Annotated in this window: 22 protein-coding genes; 10 read left to right on the top strand and 12 right to left on the bottom strand. The window is 71.9% G+C overall.

What is annotated here, in order from left to right; genetic code table 11:
• Positions 1-12 precede the first annotated feature (12 nt).
• Complete coding sequence (gene aroA / locus MMF93_RS28525; protein WP_242755965.1) at positions 13-3,084, bottom strand: 3-phosphoshikimate 1-carboxyvinyltransferase; 3,072 nt, start codon at positions 3,082-3,084, stop codon at positions 13-15.
• Between the two features lie 655 nt (positions 3,085-3,739).
• Positions 3,740-4,204 carry a YchJ family protein gene (locus tag MMF93_RS28520; RefSeq protein WP_242755964.1) on the bottom strand — a complete coding sequence of 155 codons (465 nt, stop codon included), beginning with the start codon at positions 4,202-4,204 and terminating at the stop codon, positions 3,740-3,742.
• Positions 4,205-4,327: 123 nt separating this feature from the next.
• Between MMF93_RS28520 and MMF93_RS28515 the strand changes: the two genes are divergently transcribed.
• The gene (locus tag MMF93_RS28515; protein ID WP_242757819.1) at positions 4,328-6,007 is read left to right on the top strand and encodes an L-lactate permease; all 1,680 of its coding nucleotides are present in this window, start codon (positions 4,328-4,330) and stop codon (positions 6,005-6,007) included.
• A gap of 63 nt (positions 6,008-6,070) precedes the next feature.
• On the opposite strand, the gene MMF93_RS28510 is transcribed toward MMF93_RS28515, so the two are convergent.
• Positions 6,071-6,274, bottom strand: coding sequence for a cold-shock protein (locus MMF93_RS28510; RefSeq protein ID WP_114023219.1), 204 nt, complete (start codon positions 6,272-6,274; stop codon positions 6,071-6,073).
• Positions 6,275-6,509: 235 nt separating this feature from the next.
• Between MMF93_RS28510 and MMF93_RS28505 the strand changes: the two genes are divergently transcribed.
• Together MMF93_RS28505 and MMF93_RS28500 are read left to right on the top strand one after the other, a co-directional pair.
• Positions 6,510-7,016, top strand: a complete 507-nt coding sequence (locus MMF93_RS28505; RefSeq protein ID WP_242755963.1) for a MarR family winged helix-turn-helix transcriptional regulator — start codon at positions 6,510-6,512, stop codon at positions 7,014-7,016.
• Positions 7,013-8,365 carry an MFS transporter gene (locus MMF93_RS28500; protein ID WP_242755962.1) on the top strand — a complete coding sequence of 451 codons (1,353 nt, stop codon included), beginning with the start codon at positions 7,013-7,015 and terminating at the stop codon, positions 8,363-8,365. Before MMF93_RS28505 ends, MMF93_RS28500 begins: the two co-directional genes overlap by 4 nt.
• A gap of 62 nt (positions 8,366-8,427) precedes the next feature.
• On the opposite strand, the gene MMF93_RS28495 is transcribed toward MMF93_RS28500, so the two are convergent.
• A complete protein-coding gene (locus MMF93_RS28495) occupies positions 8,428-8,955 on the bottom strand; it encodes a DapH/DapD/GlmU-related protein (RefSeq protein WP_242757818.1) in 528 nt (175 codons plus the stop codon).
• A 115-nt stretch (positions 8,956-9,070) separates the two neighbouring features.
• On the opposite strand from MMF93_RS28495, the gene MMF93_RS28490 reads away from it, so the two are divergent.
• Positions 9,071-10,000, top strand: a complete 930-nt coding sequence (locus tag MMF93_RS28490; RefSeq protein WP_242755961.1) for a LysR family transcriptional regulator — start codon at positions 9,071-9,073, stop codon at positions 9,998-10,000.
• Positions 10,001-10,062: 62 nt separating this feature from the next.
• Here the strand turns inward: MMF93_RS28490 and MMF93_RS28485 are convergent, their stop codons facing one another.
• On the bottom strand, positions 10,063-11,046 hold the full coding sequence (locus MMF93_RS28485; RefSeq protein ID WP_242755960.1) for a multicopper oxidase domain-containing protein: 984 nt from the start codon (positions 11,044-11,046) through the stop codon (positions 10,063-10,065).
• A 226-nt stretch (positions 11,047-11,272) separates the two neighbouring features.
• On the opposite strand from MMF93_RS28485, the gene MMF93_RS28480 reads away from it, so the two are divergent.
• Entirely contained in the window at positions 11,273-13,765 is a 2,493-nt protein-coding gene (locus MMF93_RS28480) for a ThuA domain-containing protein (protein WP_242755959.1), read from the top strand.
• Positions 13,762-15,735 carry an OmpL47-type beta-barrel domain-containing protein gene (locus MMF93_RS28475; RefSeq protein ID WP_242755958.1) on the top strand — a complete coding sequence of 658 codons (1,974 nt, stop codon included), beginning with the start codon at positions 13,762-13,764 and terminating at the stop codon, positions 15,733-15,735. The genes MMF93_RS28480 and MMF93_RS28475 overlap by 4 nt, the downstream gene beginning before the upstream one ends.
• A 107-nt stretch (positions 15,736-15,842) precedes the next feature.
• On the opposite strand, the gene MMF93_RS28470 is transcribed toward MMF93_RS28475, so the two are convergent.
• Positions 15,843-16,382: a TerD family protein gene (locus tag MMF93_RS28470; RefSeq protein ID WP_242755957.1), complete on the bottom strand. Its 540-nt coding sequence runs from the start codon at positions 16,380-16,382 to the stop codon at positions 15,843-15,845.
• A gap of 178 nt (positions 16,383-16,560) precedes the next feature.
• Here MMF93_RS28470 and MMF93_RS28465 point away from each other — a divergent pair, with 178 nt between their 5' ends.
• Positions 16,561-17,403, top strand: coding sequence for a phage holin family protein (locus MMF93_RS28465; protein ID WP_242755956.1), 843 nt, complete (start codon positions 16,561-16,563; stop codon positions 17,401-17,403).
• A 13-nt stretch (positions 17,404-17,416) separates the two neighbouring features.
• Here the strand turns inward: MMF93_RS28465 and MMF93_RS28460 are convergent, their stop codons facing one another.
• Entirely contained in the window at positions 17,417-18,034 is a 618-nt protein-coding gene (locus tag MMF93_RS28460; protein ID WP_242755955.1) for a DsbA family protein, read from the bottom strand.
• Entirely contained in the window at positions 18,031-18,738 is a 708-nt protein-coding gene (locus tag MMF93_RS28455) for an SDR family NAD(P)-dependent oxidoreductase (RefSeq protein ID WP_242755954.1), read from the bottom strand. The genes MMF93_RS28460 and MMF93_RS28455 overlap by 4 nt, the downstream gene beginning before the upstream one ends.
• Positions 18,739-18,851: 113 nt before the next feature.
• Between MMF93_RS28455 and MMF93_RS28450 the strand changes: the two genes are divergently transcribed.
• Positions 18,852-19,733: a helix-turn-helix transcriptional regulator gene (locus MMF93_RS28450; RefSeq protein ID WP_242755953.1), complete on the top strand. Its 882-nt coding sequence runs from the start codon at positions 18,852-18,854 to the stop codon at positions 19,731-19,733.
• Positions 19,734-19,946: 213 nt separating this feature from the next.
• Positions 19,947-21,206, top strand: a complete 1,260-nt coding sequence (locus tag MMF93_RS28445; RefSeq protein ID WP_242755952.1) for a DUF1266 domain-containing protein — start codon at positions 19,947-19,949, stop codon at positions 21,204-21,206.
• 34 nt (positions 21,207-21,240) lie between these two features.
• Here MMF93_RS28445 and MMF93_RS28440 read toward each other — a convergent pair whose 3' ends face one another.
• From MMF93_RS28440 to MMF93_RS28430, 4 genes are all read right to left on the bottom strand, one after another.
• The gene (locus MMF93_RS28440) at positions 21,241-21,648 is read right to left on the bottom strand and encodes a RidA family protein (RefSeq protein WP_242755951.1); all 408 of its coding nucleotides are present in this window, start codon (positions 21,646-21,648) and stop codon (positions 21,241-21,243) included.
• 42 nt (positions 21,649-21,690) lie between these two features.
• On the bottom strand, positions 21,691-21,816 hold the full coding sequence (locus MMF93_RS33435) for a hypothetical protein (protein ID WP_274709511.1): 126 nt from the start codon (positions 21,814-21,816) through the stop codon (positions 21,691-21,693).
• Positions 21,810-22,226 carry a YunG family protein gene (locus MMF93_RS28435; protein ID WP_242755950.1) on the bottom strand — a complete coding sequence of 139 codons (417 nt, stop codon included), beginning with the start codon at positions 22,224-22,226 and terminating at the stop codon, positions 21,810-21,812. The genes MMF93_RS33435 and MMF93_RS28435 overlap by 7 nt, the downstream gene beginning before the upstream one ends.
• Before the next feature lie 103 nt (positions 22,227-22,329).
• Positions 22,330-23,301 (bottom strand): TIGR03557 family F420-dependent LLM class oxidoreductase, encoded by a 972-nt coding sequence (locus MMF93_RS28430; RefSeq protein WP_242755949.1) that lies wholly within the window; start codon positions 23,299-23,301, stop codon positions 22,330-22,332.
• A gap of 186 nt (positions 23,302-23,487) precedes the next feature.
• Between MMF93_RS28430 and MMF93_RS28425 the strand changes: the two genes are divergently transcribed.
• Complete coding sequence (locus MMF93_RS28425; protein ID WP_242755948.1) at positions 23,488-24,408, top strand: SDR family NAD(P)-dependent oxidoreductase; 921 nt, start codon at positions 23,488-23,490, stop codon at positions 24,406-24,408.
• Positions 24,409-24,446: the final 38 nt, after the last annotated feature.

Here is a 24,446-nt window from a genome sequence, read left to right as displayed (position 1 = left end):
CGTGCTGCTCACTCACTTGTCCGCTCCTTCTCCGCGCTGGGGGCGCAGGCCGCGGGCCCGCTCCCTGAGCACGAACTTCTGGATCTTTCCGACGTCGTTGCGGGGCAACGCGTCCGCGACGGTCTCCAGCCGCTCGGGCCAGTACTGCTTGGCGACCTGGTGGGAGTCGAGGTACTTCTGCATCTGCTCGAACCCGAGGGGGGCGCCGCCGGGTTCGGGAACGACGAAGGCGCAGGCGCGCTCCCCGAGGCGTTCGTCGGGCATCGCGACGACGGCCACGTCGGCCACCGCGGGGTGGTCGTGCAGCAGTTGTTCGACCTCGGCGACGGGGATCTTCTCGCCGCCCCTGTTGATGACGTCCTTGACCCGGCCGGTGATCCGCAGGAACCCCGAGGCGTCGAGGGTGGCGAGGTCGCCGGTGCGGTACCAGCCGTCGGCGGTGAGCGCTTCGGCGGTCAGGTCGGGGCGCTCCAGGTAGCCGTCGAAGAGGGTGGGGGTGAGGATCTCGTAGTGGCCCTCGGTGCCGCAGGGCAGTTCGGCCCCGCTCTCGTCGGTGACCCTGAGGCGGACGCCGGTGAGGGCCCGCCCGTCGGTGCCCCAGCGCTGCGCCGGCTCGTCGCCGGGGGCCGCGAGGGCGGCCAGGCAGGTCTCGGTGGAGCCGAAGGCGCCCAGCACGGTGGTGCCCAGCACCCGGCTGGCGCGTTCGGCCAGGCCGCGGGGGACGGTGGCGCCGGTGGCGACGAAGATCCGCAGGTCCTGGGGGGCGCGTTCGCCGTCCTCGACGGCGCGGACGAGGTCCATCAGGAAGGGGGTGGCGGCCTGGACGAAGGTGGCGCGGTGCTCGCGCAGTGACCGCAGCGCCAGGGGCGCGTTCCACTCTGCCTGCACGATCTGCGGGACGCCGAGGACGAGCGCCAGCCACATGCCGTAGAGGAAGCCCGTCTGGTGGGCGAGCGGCGAGGGGATCCAGATGGTGTCCGCTCCGGTCAGTCCGAGGTGCCTGATCTCCATGGAGACGGCGCGGCTGAGGGAGGCGGAACGCTGGAGGACGCCCTTGGGCTCGCCGGTGGTGCCGGAGGTGAACAGGAGCTGGGTGAGGTCGTTGGGGGTGGGCACGCGGGCGGCGAGCGCCTCGGGGTCGACGGGGGTGGCCTCGAGCGCCGCGCTCCACTCGTGCCAGCGGACGCTCCCGCTTTCCCGGGCCGCGGCGGGCACGTCGGCGGGGCCTTCCCCCGAGGGCAGGACGACGACGTGGGCGAGCCTGCCGATATCGGTGCTGCCCTCGGCCACGAGCCCGGCGATCTCGGCGGCGTGCCGCCGGCCGCGGAAGTGGTCGGGCAGCAGCAGGACCCGGGCCGAGGAGCGGCGCAGGGTGAAGGCGGCCTCCCGCTCGCGGAAGATCGGCATGATGGGGCAGCACAGCGCGCGGACGCGCAGGCAGGCGAGCGCGATGGCGGTGAACTCCCAGCGGTTGGGCAGCTGGAAGGCGACGGCCTCCCCCGGCTGGACGCCCAGCCGCAGCAGCAGCGCGGCGATGTGCTCGCTGCGCTCGTGCAGCTGCCGCCAGGTGAGGGTGGTGGCGCCGCTGTCGCGTACGTCCACGAGGGCGGTGCCGTCCGGGTCGCGGGCGGCGCGGTCGCAGACGAGTGCGGGGAGGGTGTGCCTGGCCGCCTCGTCGGGGCGCGAGACGTCCACCGGGGGGCGGGGAGCCCGTGGGGTGCGGGGGTCGCGCGGGCGACGGTCGGCACCGGGCCCTCTGCCGCTCTCGGCGGACGGCCTGGTGCCGCCTTCGACGGTCATGGGGATGCCGAGCGTGTTCATCGACTCCAGGAAGGTCGGGTAGGAGATCCGGTAGGCGTGGGGGTAGGTGAGGGTGGTACGCCCGGAGGCACGCGAGGCGGCGACCGCGAGGGACATCAGCACCCGGTGATCGTTGAAGGAGGAGAGTCCGGTGCCCACCAGGCGCCGGGTGCCGCCGCTCACCCGCAGGGTCTCGCCCTGGAGTTCGAGTTCGCCGCCCATGGCGTTGAGCTGGAGCATGGCGGCGGCCCTGTCGGACTCCTTGAGCCGGGTGTGGGCCACGTGGTGGAAGACGGACTCGCCCTGCGCGAAGGTGCCGAGGGTGGCCAGGACCGGCAGCATGTCGGGGACCTCGCGGCAGTCGACCTCGACGCCCTTGAGATCGATGCCCTCGTGCCGGACGCGTACGCCGCGCCCTGCCTCGTCCAGCTCCATGGGGACGCCCATGGCCCTGGCGAGGTCGAGGAAGTGGGCCTCCGGGTGGTCGGCGGGGCCGCCGTGCAGCGTGTGCATGCCGCGCAGCAGTACATCGGACGGGTGGAGCGCGGCGGCGGCGATGCCGAAGGCCGCGGAGCCGATGTCCGGCGGAAGGGTGAGGTCGCAGGGGGTGGCGTGCTGACCGCCCTCGATCTCGAAGCGCCGCCAGTTTTCGGACACGGTCACCGCGAGGCCGAACTGCCGCATCATGGCCACCGTCAGCTCCAGATACGGCTGCTCGTTCAGCTCGCCCTCGACCTCGACGACGCTGGGCCCTGTGGCGAAGGGGGCGAGCAGGAGGAGGCCGGAGATCCACTGGGAGAGCGTGCCCGCGACGCGTACGTGACCGCCCGTGGGCCGCTTGTTCCGCACGTGTACGGGAGGGCATCCGTCGGCCGACTCCAGCTCGACGCCCAGGGTGCGCAGCGCGTCCAGCAGGGGGGAGACGGGGCGGCGCTTGAAGTACTTCTGCCCGGTGACGGCGACCGGCCGTTCGGCGAGGGAAGCGAGCCCGATCATGAAGTAGAGCGTGCTGCCGGAGCTGCCGGCGGAGACCGAGGCGCGGCGTGGCCGGTAGGGCCCGCCGTGGACGACGAAGGAGTCGCCGTCGACGTCGACGCGGATGCCGAGCCCGCGCAGGAGCTGCACGGTGTACTGGACGTGCCGGGCGTCCGAGAGACCGCGGATGACGCTGGTGCCCTCCGCGAGGGAGGCGAGGATCAGGGCGCGGTGCGCGTGGTATTTGGAGTTGGGGACCAGGACCTCGCCGGCCAGCGGCTGGCGTGTCCCTTTCACAAGAAGGTGCATATGGTGCGCTTCCCATACCCGTCTGTCACGGCACGGCGGGCGTGCCTAGGGCGGGATGAAGATCGGTACGTTTCGGGCTTCTCCGACATTTGGGGCGGCTTTCCGCCGCGACGATCCTGACGACCGGCCTCGGGGTACGTGCGGAGCCGTGCCGTCGGACCCGTGGACCGACAACCTCACGGAGTAACGCCGGGCGCCACGGCGGCATCGGGCACGCCGCACAGCCCGCGGGCGACGGGGAGAGGCGTGCGGACACACCGGCGCACGTGTGGGTGGAGGTGCCGGTGCACGTGCCGCCGCCGCGGACCCGGTCGCGCTCGGCCGGGGCGGCGGGCGAGAGGGCCCGAGGGGCCGTGGGGGGCGGCGGCGCGCTCGGGCCGCCGCGCCGGAGAGGGGCTAGGTCCGGCCGTCAGGCCCGGAGAGGTCTACGTGCCTCAAGGGGCCCGTGTGGTCCGAGAGGTCTACGTGAGGAGTGAGAGCCCTCATCCGAGGGGACCCGCTGTGGCTGCTGTCGCGGCGCGTGGTCGTGGCAGGAGCCCCGTGGCGGGCGTCCCGGATGACGAGCTCGGCTGATGCGTGCTCGGTCATACCACCGGTATATCAGGTGTATACGGCACCTAAGTAAGCACCCCCGGTGCCGTGGCCTGACATCGCGTCAGGCCACGGCGCCGTCCAGGTAGACCCACGCCCCGTCCACCCGCACGAACCGACTGCGCTCCTCCTGCACCCCGAACGTGCCGTCGCCGTCCGCCCAGTGGGCACGGAAGGTCACCGTGCCCTCGCTGTGGAACGCGCTGCCGCCCGTGGTGGCGAGGATCTCCAGCCCCGTCCACCGTGACGGCCCCGCCGGGTCCAGCCGCGCGGGGCGGGTCGCGGGATGCCAGGTGCGCCGCAGGTAGGCGGCGTCACCCACCGCGAAGGCCGCGTACCGGGAGCGCATCAGCTCCTGGGCGGAGGCGGGAGCCGACGCGCCGCGATGGAAGGGCCCGCAGCACTCCGCGTAGGGGGCGAGCCCGCAGGGGCAGGGGGCCCCGGGAGCCAGCGGCGCGGCCCCTCCGGTGACGGGGCGGGAGGTGGCGGCGGTGCGGCGGCCCCTGGGGGCGCCCTTGCGACGGGACATGAGCTCATCATGCCGGACCCCTGGACAGCGCGCCGATCCGGAACCAACCTTGCAAAACGATCAGTTCGAACCGGGGTGCGATCCTGCCCCGCCATGAGCGCTGTCCGAGGGCGAAGGGTGACCATGTACCGTCCCGACCTGTCCCCCGTGGCCGACTCCCTCGCGCTGTCCGCGCTGGTGGGCGCCCTGCCACTGCTCACCCTCTTCGTCCTGCTGGGCGGTCTGCGACTCAAGGCGCACTGGGCGGGCCTCGCGGCGCTGGGTGTCTCCGTCGTGGTGGCGGTGGGCGCCTACGGCATGCCGGTGGACCTGACCCTGCTCGCGGGCACGGAAGGCGCCGCCTTCGGCCTCTTCCCGATCATGTGGATCGTGCTGGCCGCCCTGTGGGTGCACCAGCTGACCGTCTCCAGCGGACGGTTCGACGACCTGCGCCGGGCCTTCAACCTCGTCAGCGACGACCCCCGCATCCAGGCCCTGATCATCGCCTTCTGCTTCGGCGCGCTGCTGGAGGCGCTGGCCGGGTTCGGGGCACCGGTGGCGATCACCGGCGTGATGCTGATGGCGCTGGGCTTCTCCCCGGTGCGGGCCGCCGTCACCGTACTGGTGGCCAACACCGCGCCGGTCGCGTTCGGCGCCATCGCGACGCCGATCATCACCGCCGGCAGCCTTACGAAGATCAGCTACGAGGACATCGGCGCCTACGTCGGACGGCAGACCCCGCTGCTGGCGCTGTTCGTCCCGTTGCTGCTGGTGGCGCTCGTGGACGGCGTGCGGGGCATGCGGCAGACCTGGCCCGCGGCGCTGGTGTGCGGCGGGGCCTTCGCGGTGGCGCAGTTCGTCAGCTCCAACTACATCTCGGTCGAGCTCACCGACATCATCGCCTCCCTGGTGGCGCTGGCCGCCGTCGTCGTCTTCCTGCGCGTGTGGCAGCCGGGCGACGGGGAGCGCGTGCGCCGGAACCTGCGGGAGGCGGCCGAACGCGAGCGCCAGGAAGCGGGCGGCGGCCCGGCGCCCGAGGTCTCCGCGTCGGCGCAGCCGGAGGGCGGGGGCACGATGACCGGTGCCCGCGTCTGGATGTCCTTCGTCCCCTACCTCGTCGTCATCGCCGTCTTCTCCGTCGCGAAACTGCTGGACCCGGTCAAGGAGTTCCTGGCCGACAGCGACGTGGCCGTCCACTGGCCGGGGCTCGACGGCGAGGTGCTCACGGCCGCGGGCGAGCGCTCGTCGACCACCGTCTACGTCTTCCCCTGGCTCTCCTCCCCCGGCTCGCTGCTGGTGCTGTGCGGGATCGTGGTGGCCGCCGTCTACCGCGTGCGGGCGCTGGAGGCCGTGCGGGAGTTCGGACAGACGGTGCTGACGCTGCGCTGGGCGCTGCTGACGGTCGGCTCGGTGCTGGCGCTCGCGTATGTGATGAACCTGTCGGGCCAGACCATCACCATCGGGACCTGGATCGCCGGAGCGGGGGCCGCCTTCGCCTTCTTCTCTCCGCTTCTCGGCTGGCTGGGCACGGCCGTGACCGGCTCGGACACCTCGGCCAACGCCCTGTTCGCCACCCTCCAGCAGACGGCCGCGGGCAAGGCGGGCCTGGACCCGACGCTGCTGGTGGCCGCCAACACCTCGGGCGGCGTGGTCGGCAAGATGATCAGCCCGCAGAACCTGACCATCGCGGCGACGGCCGTCGGCCTGCTCGGCAAGGAGGCGGTGCTCTTCCGCAGGGCCGTCGCCTGGAGCCTGCTGCTGCTCCTCGCCATCTGCCTGCTGGTGCTGCTCCAGTCGCACGTGCTGGCGTGGATGCTGCCGTGAGAACGGCGCTGGGGCCCGCACCTGAACGGTGCGGGCCCCAGCGGTGATACGACGCGTCGCGCCTCAGACAGCGGTGATGTTCTCCGCCTGCGGGCCCTTCTGGCCCTGCGTGACGTCGAACTCGACCTTCTGGCCCTCGTGGAGCTCACGGAAGCCCGTGGCCGCGATGTTCGAGTAGTGGGCGAAGACGTCGGCGCCGCCGCCGTCCTGCTCGATGAACCCGAAGCCCTTTTCCGAGTTGAACCACTTCACGGTGCCGGTTGCCATCTTCTTCTCCTTCAGGGTGGCTGGGAGCCGCACACCTCGCGCGGCTCCGCGTCGCCGCAATGACCCCCTCCAGAGTGACTCCGGAAAAACAGAACGCGCCCGAGCTACTGAGCTCAGGCGCGCACACGTTCATGGGTACCAAAACCGCAACACCTTCAGGCTAACACGGTCCGGAGGCGAGCGGGTGCCGAAGGGTGACCGAACCGCATTACAACAGCGCTGTTATATTAGCCCTGTGCCATCCCCGCACTTCCCGGGCTCCCCGGACCCCACGACGGTGCCCGATCCCTGGCAGGCGCTGCACGAACTGCTGGCCGCCATGGACGCCGAGATCGAGCAGGTCTACCTCGCGCGCGGCATCGAGGGCGTGCGACCCCGGTTCGCCTCTCCGCTGGTCCGGCTCGCCCACACCGGGCCGCTGACCATCCGCGAGCTCGCGGAGTCCCTGGGCCGCTCGCACTCGGCGATCAGCCAGACCGTCGCCGCCATGCGCAGGGAGGATCTCGTCACCTCCGAGGCGGGGCCCGATGCCCGTACCCGGCGGATCGACCTGACGGAACGCGGCCGGTCGCTGGTGCCGTTCATGGAAGCCGAGTGGCGCGCGACCCACGCGGCGGTCGCCGAACTGGACGCCGAACTCCCGCACCCGCTGACCACCGTGGCCGAGGAGTTGCGGCGGGCGTTGGCGCACCGGTCGATGCGGCAGCGCGTCCTCGGACACCTCGTCGAGCCGCCACGATGAGGATCCCCGTCCGGTTACTCGACGTCCGCCCGCTCCGTGACAGTCGGCCGTTCCGCGCCCTGTGGACCGGATCCTCGGCCTCCCAACTCGGCGGTCAGGTCGCCACGGTGGCAGTGCTCGCCCAGGTCTGGGACGTGACCGGCAGTCCGGTGGGCACCGGCGCCATCGGACTGGCCACAGGCCTGCCGATGCTGCTGTTCGGGCTGCTCGGCGGCGCGTTGGCCGACACCGTCGACCGGCGGGCGGTACTGCGGGCCACCACCGTCGGCCAGCTCCTGGCCGCCGCGGGGCTGTGCGTCCAGGCGCTGGCGCACAACAGGAACGTGCTCGGGCTGCTCGTACTGGTCGCCGCGGGATCGGCCTGTAGCGCGCTCGGCGCGCCTGCCCGGCGCACCCTCCCCGTACGGCTGCTGCCGGCCGACCAGGTCGCGGCCGGGCTCGCTCTGACCAACGTCTCCTTCCAGGCGGCGATGCTGGCCGGGCCCGCCACGGCCGGGTTGATCATCGCCCGCTGGGGCGTCCCCGCTGCCTACGCGGCGCAGGCCGCGGCCGTCGCGGTCTCGGCGCTCGCGGTGCTCCGCCTCCCGGCCATGCCCCCCGAGGGCGCCGTCGCAGGCCGCCGCCGTCGGCCGGAGCGCGGCGGCTGGCGGATCGTCCTACGCCGCCAGACCCTCTGGGGCTCGATGGCCACCGACCTCTCGGCGACGCTCCTCGCCATGCCGATCGCACTCTTTCCGCTGGTCAACGAGGTCCGCTTCGGTGGGAACCCGCAGACCCTCGGGCTCTTCCTCTCCGCCGTCGCCGTCGGAGGGATCGCGGCCGGCCTGCTCTCCGGCACGGTGACGCGCTGGCGCCGCGGCGGCCTGGTCCAGCTGACCGCGGCCGGCGTCTGGAGCCTCGCGCTCGCCGGCTTCGGCCTGGCCGGACCGCTGTGGGCGGCGCTCGGCTGCCTGGCCGTGGCGGGCGCCGCCGACACCGTGTCGGTGGTCACTCGCAGTGCCCTGATCCAGCTGGAGACCCCGGACGCGTACCGCGGACGGGTTTCCTCCGTGGAACACGTCATCGGCGTTGCGGGCCCCGAACTCGGCAACTTCCGAGGCGGCCTGCTGGCCTCTGCCACCTCCGCCCCCTTCTCCCTCGTGGCCGGAGGCCTGTCCGCCGGCGTGGCGATCGCCGTCGTAGCCACGGCCAACACGGCCCTGCGTGCTTACCGCACGCCGTCTCCCGCACCACCCGCCTGCGAACCGGACGCCTCCGCACCGGATGCCTCCGCACCGGACGCCTGCGAACCGGATACCTCCGCACCGGACGCCTCCGGGACTGCCGACACGGCGGCAGCCACGGGATAGGCGGGCGCTGGAAGGCGGGGCGCTGGAAGGCCGGCACCGGGACCGCCGGGGCCCGGCCGGGCTCAGTCGATCGTCTTGAGCACCCGGGCGGGCACTCCCGCCACCACAGTGCCGGCAAGAACGTCATGAGTGACCACCGCGCCGGCCGCGACCACCGCGCCGGCGCCGATGGTCACCCCCTGTGTGATCACGGCAGCCGTCCCGATCCAGACGTCGTCTTCGATGGCGATCGGGGCGAAGGAGAGGTACTCGCGGCGCTCGGCCAGGGGCAGTGGATGGCCTCCGGTGATGAGGCTGACCTTCGGAGCGATCATGACTCCGTCGCCGATACGGATGCCTCCCCTGTCCATGAAGGTGCACCCCTGGTTGACGAAGACGTTCTCCCCGAACGTCGTGTTCAGCCCATGCTCGGTGAAGAACGGCGGGTAGAGCGTCACCGACTCCGGCAGCGGGCCGCCGAACACAACGGAAAGTAGTGCCGCACGGCCTTCGCTGTCGCTGAACGGAAGCACGTTCAGTCGGGACGTCGCATCGGTCACCTCCGCGATCCGCTCCGCATGATGCGCGAAATCAGGCGTCTGGACATACATGGTCTGCTCTGTGCGGGTGGACATGCGCTGATCCCACCACCGCACGGGACACTCGCTCAAACAACCCGCACCCACGCCAGACACAACCGCCGGTTGTGCACGTAGGGTGGGAGCCGTGGATGTGGAGGCACTGCGGACGTTCGTGACCGTCGCCGAGACCGGCCAGTTCCAGGCCGCGGCCGACGAGTTGGGGATCAGTCAGCAGGCGGTCTCCAAACGGATCGCGGCCCTGGAGAGGCGTACCGGGGTCAGGCTCCTGGTGCGCACCTCCCGAGGCTCTCGGCTGAGCCTGGACGGGCAGGTCTTCCTGCCGCACGCCAAGAAGGTCCTCAGAGCCATCGAGCTGGCCGAGCAGGCTGTGCGCCCCGGCAGCCGGCCCCTGCGTGTCGATGTCCTCAACCGGCGCATCGCCCCTGCCCAGGCCGTCTACCGGTTCTACCGCTCCCGTCCCGGAACGGACCTGGACGCGGTCACGCTGAGCATGGAGAACGCCGCCCAGGCCGCCCAAGCGGTACGCGAAGGGACCGTCGACGCCTCCTTCCGCGCCCTGCCGGCAGACCAGGTCCCGGCCGGGATCAGCGCCGAGCGGCTCCTGGACGCGCCCTTGGAGCTCCTGCTCGGTCCCGGCCACCCGCTGGCTGACGCGCCCTTCGTCAGCCCCGCGGACCTGGTAGGCCACCGCATCTGGATCCCCGGGATCAGGTCGGACACGGAGTGGGCGGCGTTCTACCAGGAGTTGGCGGATGCGTTCGGGCTGAGCATCGACGCGCTCGGCCCCCACTTCGGTGACGAGGCCCTGATGGACGCGCTGGCGGATTCGGCCTCGCTGGCCACGCTCGTCGGCAGCGGGGACCGCTACCTGTGGCCCCGGACCCACGACCTGCGGCGCATCCCGTTGCACGACCCGACCCCGGTCTACCCGCACGTGCTGCTGTTCCGCAGCCAGGACCGGCACCCCGTGCTGACCGCGCTACGCGACCACCTGCGCGCCTCACGCCCGCGCACGCCGTGCGACGTGTGGGCGCCGGCCTGGGCGCACCACTGACCGGAAGACCGCGTGAGCGGCCACGCCTTGGTGGCGCCGCGAGCGGCCACACCTTGGTGGCGCTAGTGGTGCTCCCCATGCCCCGGCACCGTGCCGTCCGGTTTGGCGATCAGCAGCAGGCCCGCCATGCCCATGTCGGAGTGGCTCTGGACGTGGCAGTGGTACATCCACGCGCCGGCGCCCACGCCCTCGCCGGCGATGAGCTGGAGCCCGAAGGAGTCGGCCGGCCCGGTGATCTTGTTGTCGATGACCCGGCAGGTGTCCTCGGGGCCCTCCAGCAGCCCGGTGCGGTTGTCGGCCCAGCGGTGTCCGTGGATGTGGAACGTGTGGTAGTACTCACCGTGCGTGATCATGATGATCTCGACGCGGTCGCCGACCGTGGCCTTGAAGTCGGGCCCCTTGGTGAGGTTGTTGGTGGTCATGTCGTTGAAGACGATGGTGAACTGCCGGTCGGGGTCGGGCAGGATGTCGCCCTCGCGGCGCACGATGACGGGCCCGTAGAGGCCGGCCCTGATGCCGCCTGTGCCGTGCTCGGTGCCGACGACGTGGTCGTGGTAATGCCAGTAGCCCGCGGTGCCGGGGCGCCACGTGCCGTCCTTGCGGCGCCCAGGGGCGTGGGTGCGCCAGGTGTAGGTGCGTTTGCCGCCCGGCTCGACGTGGCTGTCGTTCATCTTGGTGCCGTCGTTGTCGATGTCGTAGTCGACGCCGTGCGGGTGGAGGCTGGCGGCGACGTCCATGGTGTTCTCGAACTCGATGTGCAGGGTGTCGCCCTCGACCAGCTCGATCAGCGGTCCCGGAATGGTCGCCTTGCCCTTCTCCAGGCCGTAGCCCATCTGCCCGTCGGGCAGCTTCTCCGCGAACATCTTGATCCGGCGGGTCTCGCCTCCCTTGCCCGCGCGGCGCAGTTGTCCGGAGGCGGCGGGGGCCGCCTGTGCGGGGCTCGCCCCGGCCGTCAGCGCGCTGCTGCCGACGGCCGCGACGGCGCCGCCCGCCAGGAGGCGTCTGCTGAAGGTACGACGGGTGTGGGTGTGCGCGTTTCCGGTCATCGTTCTCGTTCTCCCCGGGGCGTGAGGCCATTGGTGCGCCGGCGTGGAGCCAACGTGAGTGCGAGTGAGTCGAGTTGACGGATCAGTCTGGGACCGTAGCGCCGCGCCGGTAGTTTATCCACACCCTGGACAAAGTTCGTCGAGTTGTGGTCATAGCTCTTGGCGAACCACCAAAAGAGGTCTAGCTTCTGCCACGTTTCTGTGACAGAAGAGGGGTGGATCACTTATGCGGCACCAACCGCATACAAAGCGGGCCAGACCCCGGCGCAGAAGGATCGCCGCGCTGCTGGCCGGAACACTCGCCGCCGGGCTGCTGAGCGGCCCGGCACTCGCCGGGCCGCCGCCGGACACGCCCGCGCAGAAGCTGGCCCTGCCGAGCCCGCCGGGCGGCGAGGACGTCCGCGTGCTGGTCTTCCACGGCGCCACGGGCGAGGAGTCGCCCACCGTCAACGCCGCGATCGAGGCGATCGAGAAGATCGGCGGGCAGGGGCCGGCCCAGGAGCACTTCACGATCTCGGCGACCGACAACCCGGCGGTCTTCACCAACGCCAAGCGCCTGGGCCGCTTCAACGCCGTCGTCTTCCTCACCGGCGACGGCGACGTGCTCGATCCCGAGCAGGAGGCCGGCCTGGAGAGCTTCATGGAGGCGGGCGGCGGGTTCCTCGGCATCCACGACGCGGCCCGCGCCGAGCCGTACTCGGACTGGTTCACCGGGCTGATCGGTGCCCGGCCCGCCGAGCACAGTCCAGCCACGGCGCAGCGGGCCGTGGTCGAGATCGGCGACCGTAGGAATCCGGCGACCAAGGAGCTGCCCGTCGAGTGGAAGCGGCTGGACAAGTGGCTCAACTGGAAGGAGAACCCCTCGGGCAAGGTCCACACGGTCGCCCGCGTCCGTGCCAACAGCTACGACCCGGGCGAGGACGGCGGCGGCTGGGACCACCCCGTCTCCTGGTGCCGTGACTACGACGGCGGCAGGTCCTTCTACACCGCCATGGGCGGCACGGCCTCCAGCTACCAGGAGACCGACTTCCGCAGCCACCTGCGCGGCGCCCTGATGTGGACGACGCGGCTGGCCCGCGCCGACTGCCAGGCGGCGATCTCCGACAACTACGAGGCCACCCGGCTGACCCAGCCGAACCAGCCGGGCGAGCACGACCAGATCGGGGAGCCCCACGGCCTGGTCACCGCGCCCGACGGACGGGTCTTCTACATCGGCCGCGGCGGCGAGGACGCCTCGCAGCCCGTGGTCACCGACTGGGACGATCCGGACGTCGGCAAGGGGAAGGGCACGGTCCACGTCTGGGACCCGGAGACGGAGAAGGTCACCCTCGCGGGCGAGCTGACGATCTTCGGCAACAAGGGCGGCGGCGAGGAGCTGGTCAAGAACGAGGAGGGGCTGCTCGGCATCGAGCTGGACCCGGACTTCGCGCGGAACGGCTGGGTCTACCTGCACTACACGCCGCATAGCGAGATCAACCGGGACACGCACATGGCCGAGCGCCGCGTCTCCCGCTTCACCCTGGACCAGGAGACCAACAAACTGGACCTGGGCTCGGAGAAGGTCCTGCTCAAGTGGCCCGTGCAGATCCACAGCTGCTGCCACGCGGGCGGCGGCATGGCGTGGGACTCCAAGGACAACCTCTACATCGCCACGGGTGACAACAACTCCTCGCAGTTCAGCGACGGGTACTCGGGCAACAACCCGGAGCCGGACTTCAAGGGTGTCTCCTTCTCGGACGCGCGCCGCACCGCCGGCAACACCAACAACCTCAACGGCAAGATCCTGCGCATCCACCCCGAGGACGACGGCACCTACAGCCTGCCGGAGGGCAACCTGTTCACCGGCGAGGAGCCGGACGAGGGCGGCGGCAAGACGCGCGGCGAGATCTATGTGATGGGCGTGCGCAACCCGTCGCGGATCTCCGTCGACAAGGAGACCGACACGCTGTACGCCGGGTGGGTCGGCCCGGACGCGACCGAGCCGAGCGAGACGTGGGGCCCGGCCAAGTACGACACGTTCGCCAAGATCACCGAGGCGGGCAACCAGGGCTGGCCGTTCTGCATGGGCAACAAGCAGCCCTACCGCGACCGCAACCTGCCCGATCCGAGCAAGCCGCTGGACTGGTACGACTGCGACCACCTCAAGAACGAGTCGCCCAACAACGACGGCTTGGTCAACATCCCGCCCGCCAAGCCGAACAACATCTGGTACTCGCCCCAGGGCGGTGCGCCGGACTTCCCGCGCGACGAGAACGGCGTGCCCAGCTACAAGCTCGACGAGCAGGAACTGAAGCTGGACTGGCTCAAGGGCGGCGGGCAGGCCGCGATGAACGGCCCGCTCTACCGCTACGACGCCGACAGCGACTCGAAGGTCAAGTGGCCCTCCTACTGGGACGGCAAGTGGTTCGTGGGCGACCTGTACGACGGTGACCAGCCGCGGCACGCGCTGCTGATGCCCGAGGGCGGCGAGACCGGTGCGCTGCCGGCCCACGCCGAGAGCCTGGATCAGATCGTGCCCGTCGGCGAGGGCGGCATCCGCAACCTCATGGGCTGGAAGTTCGGCCCGGACGGCGCCCTCTACGTCCTCGACTACGGGCGCGGCTTCTTCACCTCCGACGACAAGTCGGCGCTGTGGCGGATCACCTACAAGGGCGGCGAGCCGACGCCGGCGCCCGAGGACATGGCCGAACCTGCGCTGCGGAAGGGAGCGGGCCGATGAGCGCGAGGCCCCTGGGAAGACGACGGGAAAGACGGGAGCGTGCCAGGCTGCTGACCGCCGTGCTGGCGGCGCTGCTGATGGTGCTCGGGCTGACCTCCGCGACGGCGTGGGGGCAGGGCCAGGCGGCGCCCGCGGCGGCCCGCGCCGACGACGCCCCGAAGGCGGCGGACCAGGTGCTGACCTGGACGGCCGACGACGACATGACCAAGTACGCCTCGGCTCCGGCGACGGCCGTGGCGGGCGAGGCGACGATCGTGTTCGAGAACAGCGCGGCCACCGGCAACACCACCGGTATGTCGCACACGCTCACGTTCGTCACCTCCGACCCGGACTACAACCAGGACGTCAGCCTGAACATCCTGGCCTCGCCCGCGGACGCCGAGGGCGGCAAGCACACGGCTCAGGTCACCCTCACCCCGGGCACCTACAAGTACCACTGCACGATCCCGGGGCATCAGCAGATGACGGGCACCCTGGTGGTGACCGGCGGGGAGCCGGGTGAGGACACCACGCCGCCGGAGACCTCGGCCACCGTCGAGGGCGACAAGGACGCCGACGGCAACTACCTGGGCACCGCGACGGTCACGGTGACCGCCTCGGACGCGGACTCCGGTGTCGACACCATCGAGTACGCGCTCGACGAGGGCGAGTTCCAGGCCTACACCGAGCCGGTGACCGTCACGGACGTGGGCGAGCACACACTCCGCTACCGCGCCAAGGACAAGGCGGGCAACGCGGCGGAGGAGAAGTCGGCGAGCTTCACCGTCGTCGAGCCTCCGAACGTGGACACCACTCCACCGACGACCGAGGGCACGGCCGAGGGCAAGAAGAACTCGGACGGCGACTACCTCGGCAAGGCGACGGTGGAACTGTCGGCGACGGACGACAAGTCCGGCGTCGAGAAGATCGAGTACGCGCTCGACGGCGCCCCCTACCTGGCCTACGGCGATCCGCTGGTCGTCGACCGGGCCGGGCACCACTCGGTCGCCTACCGGGCCACCGACAAGGCGGGCAACACCTCCGAGCCGCGCACGCTCTCCTTCCGCGTCGTGGCGGGCGGTGGCGTGCCGGCACCGAACTGCCCCGAGTACGACGAGCGGGAGACGGTCTTCGTCGGCACCCTCGACACCGGGGTGCCCAACCGGATGACGCAGCGCCGCTGCACCGTCAACGAGCTGATCGAGGACGAGAAGGAGTGGACCTCCCAGGCCCTCTTCCTCAAGCACGTGCGCGGCGTCACCGAGGACCTGCTCGACGAGGGTGTCCTCGTGCCCCGCGAACGGAAGCTGATCAACCAGGCCGCCAAGCGTTCCGGTATCGGCACGCCGGGTCAGAACACCGGCTACCGCGACCTGTTCGACGGCAGCGAGGAGTCGTTCGCCGCCTGGGAGCAGGTCGGCGGCGGCAGGTTCGGGCTGAACGAGGACGGCTCCATGACCAGCGACGACACCGTCGAGGGCATGGGCATGCTCTGGTATCCCAAGCGCCGGTACGGTGACTTCTCGCTGAAGCTCCAGTTCCGCGACGACGCGCCCGGTGACGGCCGCGCCAACGGCGGCGTCTTCGTCCGCTTCCCCGACGTCCACGACCACCCGGAGGAGTCCCGGCCCGAGTGGGTGGCCATCAAGTACGGGCACGAGATGCAGATCCTCGACCGTCCCGACGGGGACATGTACAAGACGGGATCGGTCTACGGCTTCGACCGCGTCGGCCTCGCCGGCGCCGGTGTGACACCGAAGGGCACCTGGAACGACTACGAGATCCGGGTGATCGGCCAGCACTACCAGCTCTACCGCAACGGCACGCTGATCAACGAGTTCCAGAACGACCGCGGTCAGGTCTTCAACCCGCCGCGCGACGACGACCCGGGCACCGACGGGCGCCGCTACGCCTCGGGGTACGTGGGCCTCCAGGTCCACAGCACCACTGACGTGATCTCCTACCGCAACGTCCGCATCAAGGAGCTGTAGCACAGGCGGCGCGGCAGGGCGGTAGCGGTCATCCGACCGCTACCGCCCTTCGTGCTCCGTTCCTTCCCCTGCCGGCCGAGGCTGCCCGGCGGCGCTCCCGGCGGCCGTCAGGCCCGGCCCTGCTCCGGGAGTCCCATGCGGGCGGTGAACTCCTCAGGCGTGCCGTCGTAGCCGCGCAGAATGACCTTGAGGTGCCACTCCCCCGACTCGCCCCGGACGAACTCCGCGACGGTGGCGGCGGTCGAGCCCTCGACGCCCGCCAGGTCGCTCTCCGACAGCTCCTCGTACCCCTCGCGGATCTGCACCGCGGTGTTCTCGATCTGACCGAACGTCTTGCGGCCCTCGCCCTGCTGGATGGCGACGCCGACCACGACACGGACGTACGTCTCGGCGAGCCGGTCGAGTTCGAGGGTCATCACCTCGTCCGAACCGAAGCCCTGTCCGGTCTTGCTGTCGCGGTTCAGCGTGATGGTGCCGTCCGGCGAGCGGCTGTCGAAGTGGACGAGGTAGTCGGGCTCACCGAAGGGCGCCTCGGCGGTGTAGGTGCCGGCCACGATGTCCAGGTCGTGATCCGGCTCCCCCAGGGGACTGGGATCCCATTTGAGGGTGACCTCCACCTTTTCGAGGCCCTTGTTGAGACTGCTCACCGTGCACCCCTCCTCGTCCCGCTTCCTCGCGCGGCCGTACGCCGATCGCCGTACGCCGATCCGTGTGGCGTCTCCATCTTGCCACGTCAACGCCGGTCGGCTCAGGAGAGTTTGCGCCCGAATGGGGCGCGCGGCAGGCGTGCGGCATAGCCCTTCGCGGCGGGGTACCCGGCGCCTCATGAGTGCCAAGGCGACCAATCCGAGAAGCGGCGCGTCCCCGGGCCCCGGCTCGACGGGCGACCTGTCCGAGCCGATGGCGCGCCTGATGCGCGAGCAGCTGGAGTCCGTGGAGAACGAGCTGCGCGCCGAGTTCCGCGCCAGGCTGGGCGCCCGTGCCCTGAAACTCACCACGGGCGCCGGTGTCCTCGCGCTCTACGCGGGTGCGGCGCTGGCGGTGGCCATCGGCCTGCTGCTGGCGACGGTGATGCCCGGCTGGGCGGCCGCCCTGGTCGTCACGGCGCTGCTGGCGGCGGGCGCGCTGGCGTTGCGCAACGCGGCACGCGGCGGAACGCGTGCCCGCCCGGGTGCGGCGCACGTGCCGTCACCCGACTCCACGGTGCCCCATGGTGCGGTGCCCGACCGGGCGGTGCCCGATGTTCCGGGAGCGCCGGAGTCCCCCGTCGCTGGACCCCTCGCCGCCGAGCCCCGCCTCGCCGAGCCCTCCGGCGCGAAGCCCAAGCCCTCCACCCCGAAGCCTTCCGCCAAGGAACGCCCCGCCACGGAGCCGCCCGCCCCGGAACCCTCCGGCACGGAGCCGCCCGCGGGCGCGTCCGGTCCGGCGGAGGCAGGCCCCCGGGTGCCTCCGCCGCCGCAGGGTCCGCCCACACCACCCGCGCGGCCCGGCGGTGCGCCCGCCTCGGTCCCGCTTCCGCCCACGACCCCGCCGGCCACGGCCCCGCAGGACGCGGCAGGCGCCCCGCACGGGACCGGCGCACCGACACCGCCCGGATCCGCGAAGCGCCGCGCACGTCCCCGTTCCCGTCCGCAGTCCGGATCCGGGCCCGACCCCGGGAGGACGTAGCCGGGCTCGGCTCTCACCGCGGCGCCCCGCTGCGCAGGCAGTCGCGCAGTTCCTCCTCGGTCGGCTCCTCGGACAGCACGGGGTGGCCGTCCGCCAGGAGGACGGGGCCGGTGGGGCTGCCGAGGTGCCGGGTGCGGGCGAGTTCGGCGGTGAGGTGCCCGCCGAGGTCGGGTTCAGGGCGTACGCCCGCCTCGGCTGCCAAGCCGGCCAGGACGTGCGGGTCGGCGATGTTGAGTCCGTCGGTGAAGTAGGCACGGAAGAGACGTGCGGCCATCTCGGGGGCCCGGTGCTGGGCGGCGGCCTGGGCGGTGAGGTGGTGGGCGGCGCGGGTGTTGGTGAAGACGGCGCGGTCGAAGCGCAGGTCGAGGCCGTCGGCGGCGCCGAGGGTGCGGTCGGCGCGGATGGCGCGGGCGACGGCCTCACCGCGTTCGCGTCGGTGCACGTCGAACAGCGGCTCGCCCTCGGCCGGAGCGTCGGGCCGGATCTGGTAGGGGCGCAGGACGAGCCGGGCGGTGCCGCCCTCCGCGCGGTGCAGGGCGTGGGCCCGCCGCAGCCGGGTGAAGGCGAGGTAGGAGCGGGCGCACACGAAGTCGTGGACGAGTGCGATCCGGTGGGGGGCGCGGCCGCTCACCACGGGAGGCGCCCGTGGTCGGCGAGGTAGCTGCCGGTGGGTCCCTCGGGGCCGGCACAGGCCATGCGCACGATGATCCGCGCGCCCTGCTCGACCGTGCGGTGGCCGGTGCGCCCGTTGAAGTCGGTCGCCGTGTAGCCGGGGTCGACGGCGTTGATCCGGAAGCCGGGGAGCGCGTGCGCGTACTGCGCGGTGACCATGTTCAGCGCGGCCTTGGACGAGGCATAGGCGAGGCCCGGCATCCAGTCGGGCACAGCCTTCGCGCGTGCTGCGGGATCGCCGACGGCGGTGAGGCAGCCGAGGCCGCTGCTGACGTTGACGACGACGGGGTTCGGGGCCGCGCGCAGCAGCGGCAGGAAGGCGCGGGTGGTGCGGACGACGCCGAAGACGTTGGTGTCGTAGACGGTGCGCAGGTCGTCGCCGGTCAGTTCGGTCGCTTCGGTGAACGGGCCCGGGATGCCCGCGTTGTTGACGAGGACGTCGAGGTGGTCTTCCCGCTCGTGCAGCAGCGCGGCGGCCGCGTGGAGCGAGGCCTCGTCGGTGACGTCGAGGGGGAGGATGTGCCCGCCGGTCTGCCTGGCGGCCCGCTCGCCGCGTTCCGCGTCGCGGGAGCCGAGGTAGACGGTGTGCCCCAGGGCCGACAGCGCGCGTGCGGTCTCCAGGCCGAGGCCACGTGTGGCACCGGTGATCAGTGTGGTGGTCATGGACGGCACACTGCCGCCGGGGACGCGGTTCCGGGGAGTAGTCGCGTTTTCCTGGGAACAGCGGTACCAGGACGGGCTCTTGCCCACCGCCTTCGCCACCGGACACTGGAGGGATGGACCGATCGACGGGAGCCCGGCGCGGTGGCGCGGCGGGGCGGACGGGCGGCAGCGACCTGGGCCGGGCGCTGCGTCGGTGGCGGGATCGCGCGGATCCGGCCGACGCCGGGCTGCCCGCGGGAGGGTCCCGCAGGGCGGCCGGGCTGCGGCGGGAGGAAGTGGCGTCGCTGGCGGGCGTGTCGGTGGACTACGTCGTACGGCTGGAGCAGGGCCGGGCGACGTCCCCGTCCGAGCAGGTCCTCACCGCGCTGGGGCGTGCGCTGCGGCTCTCGGATCAGGAGCGGCGGCATCTGTTCCTGCTGGCGGGCCGCGCCGTGCCGGACGCGGGACGCATGCCCTCGCAGGTGTCACCGGGGGTGTCGCGGCTGGTGGAGCAGCTGCCGGCCACCCCTGTGGGGGTGTTCGACGCGGCGTGGACGCTGCTGGAGTGGAACCCGCTGTTCGCGGCTCTCCTGGGTGATCCGTCTCGGCTGCGGGGGCGGGAGCGCAACGTGGTGTGGCGGCACTTCACGCAGCCGCCGGGCCGGGTGCGGCACAGCGAGGAGCAGCGGGTCCGTTTCGAGGCGGCGGCGGTGTCCGATCTGCGGGCGGCGACCGCCCGCTATCCGGCCGACGCGGGGCTGCGGAGCCTGATCGCCGAACTGCTCGGGGTGAGCCGCCCTTTCGCGCGGCTGTGGGACGCGCACGCGGTGGGGGCGCACACGAGGGCGACCAAGACGGTGGAGCATCCGGAGGTCGGCCCCCTCGTGCTCGACTGCGACGTCCTCTCCTCGGCCGAGGGGCTGCGGGTGGTGCTCTACACGGCGGCGCGGGGCTCGCAGGCCGCGGAGCGGCTCGCGCTGTTGGAGGTGCTGGGCACCCAACGGGTGTGGTCGTGAGCGGAGACCGGCGCCGTCACCGAGTGGTTGACGCCGTCACTCGGACGCGCCGCCACGGTCGCGTGGCGGTCCCCGGGCCGTTCCCACCCGGCCCCCGCCGGGCCCGGCACGGGCGGTAGCGTGACCGACTGGATCATGCACGGGGCCTCGGCACGGCGCGGCGCGGAGCCGGGCCGGACCGGGGCGAGGGCGCGGGGCCGGAACGGGGCGAGGGTGTACGCGGTAGGCGAGCAGGACGAGCACGAGGACATCTTTCCCGTCGTCGAGAACGAGGGCGGCGGTCACTGGCAGGCACCGGCCGACCTGGAGCGGCGGCTCTACAAGCTGACCGAGGTCGACGAGAGCTACACCTATCTGCGTGCCCTCGCGCACCACGGTGTGTACCACCCGATGCCGATCGAGCAGACCACCCGCGCGCCCGGCGAGCGGCGGCTGTGGACCAGCGAGGTCACCGGATCCGACGGCGTGGTGCGCACGATGACGCAGGTCTACACCGACGGGGTGCTTCCTCCTCCGCACCCCTACGTGGTCTACGAGTTCATCACCCTGGGCACCCTGGCGGACATCGTGCCGCCCGAGGTGGACGTGCTGGTGGTCAACGCGGCGACACCGTGCCAGGTGATGTTCCAGGTGGACGACGAGGAGCGGGAGGTGTGGTCGGACCTACACGAGGAGCTGTTCGATCCGGAGGGCCTCCTCAACCGTGTGGTCACGCGCTTCACGGGTGCGCCCGGGTCCGGACCGCTGCTGCACGGCCTGGCCTGCGGCGCGCACCTGTGCTACTACAACGGCGATCCGTGGAACACCCTGGACTGGCACGGCGCCGGCTACAGCAGCGAGGTCGAACGCCTGGAGGAATTCTGGGGTGTCGGTGACCGGGAGGACTGGCTGGAGATCCAGCAGCGGTTGCTGGAGTGCGAGGTCAGCCCCTGGTACTGGGACTTCGTGCTGGGCGCGCGGCTGGCCCTGCGCAAGGAGCACGGGGACCGCGGTCCGGTGGACGCGGGGCTGTGGCGGGACTGCGTGGAGAGCACGTTGCGGCGCGTCGTCGAGGCGCCCGAGGAGGCGGAGTTCGAGACGTTCATCGCCGACATGCGCGAGATGGTCGGCAAGATCCTCCGCTACGAGGCGCGCTTCCGCGCCGACGGACTGCTCGGGCCGGACGAGAGCGTCCGCACCGTCGCCGCGTGGGACCTGGGGCGCGGCTCGAAGATGGCCCGCTGGGGCCGCGGCGCCCGCTTTGCGACCCGCGCCGAGATGTACGACGCTCTCCAGCGGGTGAGCGCGGGTGTGCGCGGCACCTACACGTCCTGGGCCGAGTTCTCCGCCGCATACGTGATGGGCCGCTGCCTGCACTTCGACGACGAGCACTTCGGCGACTGGTACACCTCCGTGCTCCAGGCCCACCACGCGCTGACGCGGGCGCCGCGCAGCCCGTGGAACGTGGTGCCGTTCCAGCTGCCGGCCAGTTGAGGCAACCGCCGCCGGTCGGGCGAGCGCCCCCCCGTCAGTCGAGGACGGCCGCCACCGCCTCGATCTCGACCAGTTGTCCGGTGTAACCGAGGACCGTGACGCCCATCAGCGTGCTGGGGACGTCGTGCTCCCCCATGGCGTCCCGGTAGACCTCCCAGGCCGCTCCCAGGTCCTCCTGGCGGCTGGAGGCGACCAGGACCCGGGTGCTGATCAGGTCCTCCAGCCCCGCACCGGCCTCCCGCAGGGCGGTGCGCAGGTTGTCCACCGCCGTGGCGGCCTGGCCCGCGTGGTCACCGAGCGGGGTGACGGCCCCGTCGGCGTCCAGCGGGCAGGCACCGGCGAGGAAGACGAGGCGGGCCTCGGCGGGTGCCGTCGCCGCGTAGGCGTACTCGGCCACGTCGGACAGGGCGCTGGAGCGGATGAGGCTGACGGCACGCGGCATGGTGCTCCTCGTACAGGGGCTCGACAGGGGTGCGCGCACAGCTCAGACCATGCCCGCGCATGGCCGCAACGCATTTCCGGAGCCGCCGGAGCGAGGTCCTTCGCTGAGGACGACGCACGCGTGGTGCGGGAGCCGGTCGACGGCGGCCGTGGCCGAGGTCTTCAGCATGACCGAAACGGGACCGTCGGCTCCGGCAGCGCACCAAGGCGTCCGATGACACGCTTGCGCAGCAGAAGGTACTCGTCCCACCGGCGCAGCGGGCCCGGCGGTCGCTCGACGACGCGGGCCGCGGTCACCGTCTGCCCGTCCCTGAACTGCTCACGTGTCAGGTCGAGCTCCGCGCCGCTGGGCAGCCGGTTCCACCAGTGGTAGCCCCGCCGGCCCCCGTCGGCAAGATAGACCTCACCGACCACGAGAGCACCGCCGAAGATGTCGTGGACGACCAGTGCGGTGATGTCGCAGTGGCCCCATGCAGGGTTCTCCGGCTGCCAGTTCTCCTGGTCGTCGGGGGAGGCCGTGTCGGCAGCCCAGCTTGCCCGCAGGGCCTCGTCCAGATCGAGCAGATTCCAGGTCGTCATCCCGGCAGCATCGCAGCCGCCACCGACAGCGCAGGTCTGCCCTCGTGGCCGCGGAGGGGCACTTCGGTGGCGGGGCCGGGCGGGCGGCAGCTCTTCGTGGGCGTCAGCTCTTCGCCGGGGTCAGCTCCCGGAGGCGGCGGATCAGGTCCGCGTCGCAGAAGTCGAAGAAGGCTCGCGGGTCGGGGCCCGCGTTCATCAGGACCAGGCGGTCGAATCCGGCGTCCGCGAAGGGCTTGGCGACCTCCAGGTAGCGCGCGGGGTCGTTGCCGCAGGCGAAGCGCTCGCGGATGTCCTCCTCGCGGACCTGCGCGGTGGCGGCCTCGAAGTTGACCGGGTTGGGCAGCTCGCTCATCACCTTCCAGCCGCTGAGCGCCCAGCGGAAGTAGGTGAGCGCCGACTGGGCGCCCTCGCTCTCGCTCCCGGCGAACGCCATCGGCACCTCGGCGTAGCCGGGCCCCGTGCCGCCGGCCTCGCGGTAGTGGCGGACGATCTCGGGTTTCTCCTCGGTGGCGAAGAGCGCGTCACCGAGTTCGGCGGCGATCCTGGAGGAGGCGGCGCCGCTCGCGGCGACGGCGATCATGGGCTGCTCGGGCGGCAGATCGAAGACGCGGGCGTCCTCGAGGCGCAGGTAGGTGCCCTCGTAGGAGCGGTAGCCGCCCTGCCACAGCAGCCGGATGATCTCCAGGGCCTCGCGGAACATGGTGTGCCGTTCGGAGACCGCGGGCCAGCCGCGTCCTGTGACGTGTTCGTTGAGGCGCTCGCCGGAGCCGACGCCGAGGACGAAGCGGCCCTCGGAGACGAGCGCCATGGTGGCGGCGGCCTGGGCGACGATCGCCGGGTGGTAGCGCATGCTGGGGCAGGTCACGCCGGTGACCAGGCCGATGCGCTCGGTCTTGGCCGCGATGGCGCCGAGCACGCTCCAGGTGAAGGCGGAGTGGCCCTGCTCGTTCAGCCACGGGTGGTAGTGGTCGCTCATCTCGACGAAGTCGAATCCGGCGGCCTCGGCGGCGATGGCCTGTCGGATCAGCTCCTGGGGCCCGTACTGCTCGGTCGCGAGCTTGTAACCGATCTGCATGTGTGCTGCTCCTTCGTCGCTCTCGTCCCACGAGTACCTCCTGGGTCCGACGCGCATGCGCGCTGTCCTGCGGGTGGGTGCGGGCGGATGCAGGCGGATGCGGGTGTGACTCGGCCGATGAGGGGAACCGCCGGATAGCGACGGCTCGACAGAGCCGCCGGCCGCCCGTCGTTGAGGAGGCAGGTGATGGACGCACTCTCGGATCTGTCGGTGCTGGTGACAGGCGGCTCCAGGGGGCTGGGGCTGCTGCTGGCCCGGCAGTGCGTGGAGCGGCGCTGCGATGTGACGGTCGCGGCCCGTGACCAGGAGGAGCTCGATCACGCGGTGGGGCTCCTGCGCCGCAGAACCCGCGACAACACGGTGACCGGACGGGTGTGCGATGTCACCGACCGGGAGGCCGTCCGCGAGCTGGTGGAGCGGACCGCCGCCGACCAGCGAGGCCTCGACGTCGTCCTGGCGAACGCGGGGAACATCCAGGTGGGGCCCGCTGAGGAGGCGGGGACCAAGGCGTTCCGCAGCGCCATGGACACCATGTTCTTCGGCGCGCTGCACACCTCCATGGAGACACTGCCGCACCTGCGCGAGAGTCCGGCGGGCGGCCGTCTTGGGCTGATCGGCTCGGTGGGCGGGCTGCTGCCCGTGCCGCATCTGCTGCCGTACTCGTGTGCGAAGTCGGCGGTCGCCGCGCTCGCGGAGGGGCTGCGCGCCGAAGTGGCCGAGGACGGCGTCAGCGTCACCGGCGTCCACCCGGGTCTGATGCGGACGGGCTCCCACAACCAGGTGGAACTCACCGGTGACAAGGGCAAGGAGTACGCCTGGTTCGCGACGCTCGCGGGTCTGCCGGGGCTGTCCATGGACGCGCTGCGCGCCGCCGAGCGCATCGTGCACGCCGTCGAACAGCGGCGGACCCGGGTGGTGCTCACCCCGGCGGCACAGCTCGGCGCGAAGGCGTACGGCATGGCTCCGACGCTGGTGACCCGCACCAACGAGCTGGTGGCCCGGCTGATGCCGGGGCCGCAGCCCTCCGGGCGCCAGGGCCGCTCCCGCTGGCAGTCGACCGTCAGCGCACTCAACGACCGGGCGGCGCGCCGCCTCAACCAGACCTGAAAGCCGCCCGCGGACCTGAAAGCCGCCCGTCGGGCGGT

This window comes from Streptomyces tubbatahanensis, from assembly GCF_022699385.1.
Classification (GTDB): Bacteria; Actinomycetota; Actinomycetes; order Streptomycetales; family Streptomycetaceae; genus Streptomyces; species Streptomyces diacarni.
The sequence above is the reverse complement of the archived record's forward strand: the minus strand, read 5'-3'. Positions and strand labels throughout refer to the sequence as shown.

Bases quoted from the DNA above. Each gene is read 5' to 3' on its own strand.
- aroA (WP_242755965.1), bottom strand. From the start codon at position 3,084: ATGCACCTTCTTGTGAAAGGGACACGCCAGCCGCTGGCCGGCGAGGTC.
- MMF93_RS28520 (WP_242755964.1), bottom strand. From the start codon at position 4,204: ATGTCCCGTCGCAAGGGCGCCCCCAGGGGCCGCCGCACCGCCGCCACC.
- MMF93_RS28515 (WP_242757819.1), top strand. From the start codon at position 4,328: ATGTACCGTCCCGACCTGTCCCCCGTGGCCGACTCCCTCGCGCTGTCC.
- MMF93_RS28510 (WP_114023219.1), bottom strand. From the start codon at position 6,274: ATGGCAACCGGCACCGTGAAGTGGTTCAACTCGGAAAAGGGCTTCGGG.
- MMF93_RS28500 (WP_242755962.1), top strand. From the start codon at position 7,013: ATGAGGATCCCCGTCCGGTTACTCGACGTCCGCCCGCTCCGTGACAGT.
- MMF93_RS28495 (WP_242757818.1), bottom strand. From the start codon at position 8,955: ATGTATGTCCAGACGCCTGATTTCGCGCATCATGCGGAGCGGATCGCG.
- MMF93_RS28485 (WP_242755960.1), bottom strand. From the start codon at position 11,046: ATGACCGGAAACGCGCACACCCACACCCGTCGTACCTTCAGCAGACGC.
- MMF93_RS28480 (WP_242755959.1), top strand. From the start codon at position 11,273: ATGCGGCACCAACCGCATACAAAGCGGGCCAGACCCCGGCGCAGAAGG.
- MMF93_RS28475 (WP_242755958.1), top strand. From the start codon at position 13,762: ATGAGCGCGAGGCCCCTGGGAAGACGACGGGAAAGACGGGAGCGTGCC.
- MMF93_RS28465 (WP_242755956.1), top strand. From the start codon at position 16,561: ATGAGTGCCAAGGCGACCAATCCGAGAAGCGGCGCGTCCCCGGGCCCC.
- MMF93_RS28455 (WP_242755954.1), bottom strand. From the start codon at position 18,738: ATGACCACCACACTGATCACCGGTGCCACACGTGGCCTCGGCCTGGAG.
- MMF93_RS28450 (WP_242755953.1), top strand. From the start codon at position 18,852: ATGGACCGATCGACGGGAGCCCGGCGCGGTGGCGCGGCGGGGCGGACG.
- MMF93_RS28440 (WP_242755951.1), bottom strand. From the start codon at position 21,648: ATGCCGCGTGCCGTCAGCCTCATCCGCTCCAGCGCCCTGTCCGACGTG.
- MMF93_RS33435 (WP_274709511.1), bottom strand. From the start codon at position 21,816: ATGCTGAAGACCTCGGCCACGGCCGCCGTCGACCGGCTCCCGCACCAC.
- MMF93_RS28435 (WP_242755950.1), bottom strand. From the start codon at position 22,226: ATGACGACCTGGAATCTGCTCGATCTGGACGAGGCCCTGCGGGCAAGC.
- MMF93_RS28430 (WP_242755949.1), bottom strand. From the start codon at position 23,301: ATGCAGATCGGTTACAAGCTCGCGACCGAGCAGTACGGGCCCCAGGAG.
- MMF93_RS28425 (WP_242755948.1), top strand. From the start codon at position 23,488: ATGGACGCACTCTCGGATCTGTCGGTGCTGGTGACAGGCGGCTCCAGG.